General features: G+C 56.7%; 2 other annotated features.

Annotated elements, in window-relative coordinates:
- Positions 1-19: 19 nt before the first annotated feature.
- Positions 20-1,648, forward strand: a sequence feature (most likely nonfunctional fraction of RNA operon).
- A 341-nt stretch (positions 1,649-1,989) separates the two neighbouring features.
- Positions 1,990-5,085: a sequence feature (most likely nonfunctional fraction of RNA operon), on the forward strand.
- The last annotated feature ends 9 nt before the right edge of the window (positions 5,086-5,094 follow it).

Genomic DNA, 5,094 nt, shown 5'->3' on the forward strand with positions numbered 1-5,094 from the left:
GGGCCTTGTTTCACAGAGTTACGGCGGCCATAGCGGCAGGGAAACGCCCGGTCCCATTCCGAACCCGGAAGCTAAGCCTGCCAGCGCCGATGGTACTGCACTCGTGAGGGTGTGGGAGAGTAGGTCACCGCCGAACACAACTTCATGACCAGCGGAGGACGAACGCTGGCGGCGTGCTTAACACATGCAAGTCGAACGGTAAGGCCCCTTCGGGGGTACACGAGTGGCGAACGGGTGAGTAACACGTGGGTAATCTGCCCTGCACTTCGGGATAAGCCTGGGAAACTGGGTCTAATACCGGATATGAACTCCTTCCGCATGGTGGGGGTTGGAAAGTTTTTCGGTGCAGGATGAGCCCGCGGCCTATCAGCTTGTTGGTGGGGTAATGGCCTACCAAGGCGACGACGGGTAGCCGGCCTGAGAGGGTGATCGGCCACACTGGGACTGAGACACGGCCCAGACTCCTACGGGAGGCAGCAGTGGGGAATATTGCACAATGGGCGAAAGCCTGATGCAGCGACGCCGCGTGGGGGATGACGGTCTTCGGATTGTAAACCCCTTTCAGTAGGGACGAAGCGCAAGTGACGGTACCTGCAGAAGAAGCACCGGCTAACTACGTGCCAGCAGCCGCGGTAATACGTAGGGTGCGAGCGTTGTCCGGAATTACTGGGCGTAAAGAGCTCGTAGGCGGTTTGTCACGTCGTCTGTGAAATCCCTCGGCTTAACCGGGGGCGTGCAGGCGATACGGGCAGACTTGAGTACTACAGGGGAGACTGGAATTCCTGGTGTAGCGGTGAAATGCGCAGATATCAGGAGGAACACCGGTGGCGAAGGCGGGTCTCTGGGTAGTAACTGACGCTGAGGAGCGAAAGCATGGGTAGCGAACAGGATTAGATACCCTGGTAGTCCATGCCGTAAACGGTGGGCGCTAGGTGTGGGGTCCTTCCACGGATTCCGTGCCGTAGCTAACGCATTAAGCGCCCCGCCTGGGGAGTACGGCCGCAAGGCTAAAACTCAAAGGAATTGACGGGGGCCCGCACAAGCGGCGGAGCATGTGGATTAATTCGATGCAACGCGAAGAACCTTACCTAGGCTTGACATATACAGGACGACGGCAGAGATGTCGTTTCCCTTGTGGCTTGTATACAGGTGGTGCATGGTTGTCGTCAGCTCGTGTCGTGAGATGTTGGGTTAAGTCCCGCAACGAGCGCAACCCCTGTCTCATGTTGCCAGCACGTAATGGTGGGGACTCGTGAGAGACTGCCGGGGTCAACTCGGAGGAAGGTGGGGATGACGTCAAATCATCATGCCCCTTATGTCTAGGGCTTCACACATGCTACAATGGCTAGTACAGAGGGCTGCGATACCGCGAGGTGGAGCGAATCCCTTAAAGCTGGTCTCAGTTCGGATTGGGGTCTGCAACTCGACCCCATGAAGTCGGAGTCGCTAGTAATCGCAGATCAGCAACGCTGCGGTGAATACGTTCCCGGGCCTTGTACACACCGCCCGTCACGTCATGAAAGTCGGTAACACCCGAAGCCGGTGGCCTAACCCTTACGGGAGGGAGCCGTCGAAGGTGGGATCGGCGATTGGGACGAAGTCGTAACAAGGTAGCCGTACCGGAAGGTGCGGCTGGATCACCTCCTTTCTAAGGAGCACTCACCACGCTTTTGTGTGGTCAGAGTTTGCGCAGGGTTCGCGTCCGAATGTGGCGCGCTCTGTGGCTCATTGGGTGGAACACTATCGCGTAGGACTCGCCTTGATCTTTGGGCGTCGGCTCAGGGCCGGCGGTTCGGGGGGAGCGTGGTCCGGACGAAACACACTGTTGGGTGTCTGAAACAACACCATCGAACCTTCGGGTTTGGTTGTTTCTGATGGCACTGATTCCCGAGACATCTGATGCGGCCTTGTGGGCGCGGGTGTGGGTGGGGTTGGTGTGTGTTGTTTGAGAACTGCACAGTGGACGCGAGCATCTTTAATTGTTTGTGAATGTAAGTGTGTAAGAGCACACGGTGGATGCCTTGGCACCAAGAGCCGATGAAGGACGTAGTAGGCTGCGATAAGCCTCGGGGAGCTGCCAAACGAGCTGTGATCCGAGGGTGTCCGAATGGGGAAACCCAGCACGCGTGATGGCGTGTTACCCGCATCTGAATACATAGGGTGTGTGGAGGGAACGCGGGGAAGTGAAACATCTCAGTACCCGCAGGAAGAGAAAACAACAGTGATTCCGTCAGTAGCGGCGAGCGAACGCGGATCAGGCTAAACCGCATGCGTGTGATACCCGGCAGGGGTTGCGTGTGTGGTGTTGTGGGGCATGATGTCCCGGTTCTGCCGGACCGGGCGCTGATTGATCGCGGGTTAGGGGAACGACTTGGAAGGGTCGGCCGGAGAGGGTGAGAGTCCCGTACCTGAAAACCTTGCGGCGGGGCGATTTGTGTTCCCAAGTAGCAGCGGGCCCGTGAAATCTGCTGTGAATCTGCCGGGACCACCCGGTAAGCCTAAATACTTCTTGGTGACCGATAGCGGATTAGTACCGTGAGGGAATGGTGAAAAGTACCCCGGGAGGGGAGTGAAATAGTACCTGAAACCGTGTGCTTACAATCCGTCAGAGGCTTTAGGGCTGATGGCGTGCCTTTTGAAGAATGAGCCTGCGAGTTAGTGGTATGTCGCGAGGTTAACCCGTGTGGGGAAGCCGTAGCGAAAGCGAGTCCGAATAGGGCGATCTTAGTGGCATGCTCTAGACCCGAAGCGGAGTGATCTACCCATGGCCAGTGTGAAGCGACGGTAAGACGTCGTGGAGGCGCGAACCCACTTAGGTTGAAAACTGAGGGGATGAGTTGTGGGTAGGGGTGAAAGGCCAATCAAACTCCGTGATAGCTGGTTCTCCCCGAAATGCATTTAGGTGCAGCGTCGCATGTTTCACCTCGGAGGTAGAGCTACTGGATGGCCGATGGGCCCTACAAGGTTACTGACGTCAGCCAAACTCCGAATGCCGAGGTGTGAGAGTGCGGCAGTGAGACTGTGGGGGATAAGCTTCATAGTCGAGAGGGAAACAGCCCAGATCGCCGGCTAAGGCCCCTAAGCGTGTACTAAGTGGAAAAGGATGTGGGATCGCTGAGACAGCCAGGAGGTTGGCTTAGAAGCAGCCACCCTTGAAAGAGTGCGTAATAGCTCACTGGTCAAGTGGTCCTGCGCCGACAATTTAGCGGGGCTCAAGTACACCGCCGAAGCCGCGGCATTCATACAATAACCTCCTCCGGGCAGGTGTATGGATGGGTAGGGGAGCGTCGTGTGGCCATAGAAGCGCCGGAGTGATCCAGGCGTGGAGGCCACACGAGTGAGAATGCAGGCATGAGTAGCGAATGACGAGTGAGAAACTCGTCCGCCGAATGATCAAGGGTTCCTGGGTCAAGCTAATCTGCCCAGGGTGAGTCGGGACCTAAGGCGAGGCCGACAGGCGTAGTCGATGGACAACGGGTTGATATTCCCGTACCCGTGTATGCGCGCCCATGGTGAATCAGTGATACTAACCGCCCTGAATGTTCTAGAGCATCCTTCGGGATGACGTGGACTGGATGCGCGGGACCTGATCTGGTAGTAGCCAAGCGATGGGGTGACGCAGGAAGGTAGCTGGGCCAGTCAGTGGTTGTACTGGTGTAAGAGTGTAGGCCGTGACATAGGCAAATCCGTGTCACATCAAGGCTGAGACTTGATGCATACCCGTTGTGGGGAATTCAGTGATCCTATGCTGCCGAGAAAAGCCTCTAGTGAGTTCATACACGGCCCGTACCCCAAACCGACACAGGTGATCAGGTAGAGAATACCAAGGCGATCGAGAGAACTGTGGTTAAGGAACTCGGCAAAATGCCCCCGTAACTTCGGGAGAAGGGGGACCACGCCCGGTGACGATCCTTGCGATCTGAGCTGGGGGTGGTCGCAGAGACCAGAGAGAAGCGACTGTTTACTAAAAACACAGGTCCGTGCGAAGACGTAAGTCGATGTATACGGACTGACGCCTGCCCGGTGCTGGAAGGTTAAGAGGACCGGTTAGCCGCAAGGCGAAGCTGAGAATTTAAGCCCCAGTAAACGGCGGTGGTAACTATAACCATCCTAAGGTAGCGAAATTCCTTGTCGGGTAAGTTCCGACCTGCACGAATGGCGTAACGACTTCTCTGCTGTCTCGACCACAGACTCGGCGAAATTGCACTACGAGTAAAGATGCTCGTTACGCGCGGCAGGACGAAAAGACCCCGGGACCTTTACTATAGCTTGGTATTGGCGTTCGATTCGGTTTGTGTAGGATAGGTGGGAGACTGTGAAGCATGCACGCCAGTGTGTGTGGAGTCGTTGTTGAAATACCACTCTGATCGTATTGGACGTCTAACCTCGGCCCATGATCTGGGTTAGGGACAGTGCCTGGTGGGTAGTTTAACTGGGGCGGTTGCCTCCTAAAGAGTAACGGAGGCGCCCAAAGGTTCCCTCAGCCTGGATGGCAATCAGGTGTTGAGTGCAAGTGCACAAGGGAGCTTGACTGTGAGACTGACACGTCGAGCAGGGACGAAAGTCGGGACTAGTGATCCGGCACCGGCAAGTGGAAGCGGTGTCGCTCAACGGATAAAAGGTACCCCGGGGATAACAGGCTGATCTTCCCCAAGAGTCCATATCGACGGGATGGTTTGGCACCTCGATGTCGGCTCGTCGCATCCTGGGGCTGGAGTAGGTCCCAAGGGTTGGGCTGTTCGCCCATTAAAGCGGCACGCGAGCTGGGTTTAGAACGTCGTGAGACAGTTCGGTCTCTATCCGCCGCGCGCGTAAGAAACTTGAGGAAGGCTGTCCCTAGTACGAGAGGACCGGGACGGACGAACCTCTGGTGTGCCAGTTGTTCCACCAGGAGCATCGCTGGTTAGCTACGTTCGGAAGGGATAACCGCTGAAAGCATCTAAGCGGGAAGCCTGTTCCAAGATGAGGTTTCTCACCACCTTCGCGTGGGAAACGCCCGGTCCCATTCCGAACCCGGAAGCTAAGCCTGCCAGCGCCGATGGTACTGCACTCGTGAGGGTGTGGGAGAGTAGGTCACCGCCGAACACAACTTCA

The organism is Dietzia sp. B32 (genome assembly GCF_024732245.1).
In the GTDB taxonomy this organism is placed as follows: domain Bacteria; phylum Actinomycetota; class Actinomycetes; order Mycobacteriales; family Mycobacteriaceae; genus Dietzia.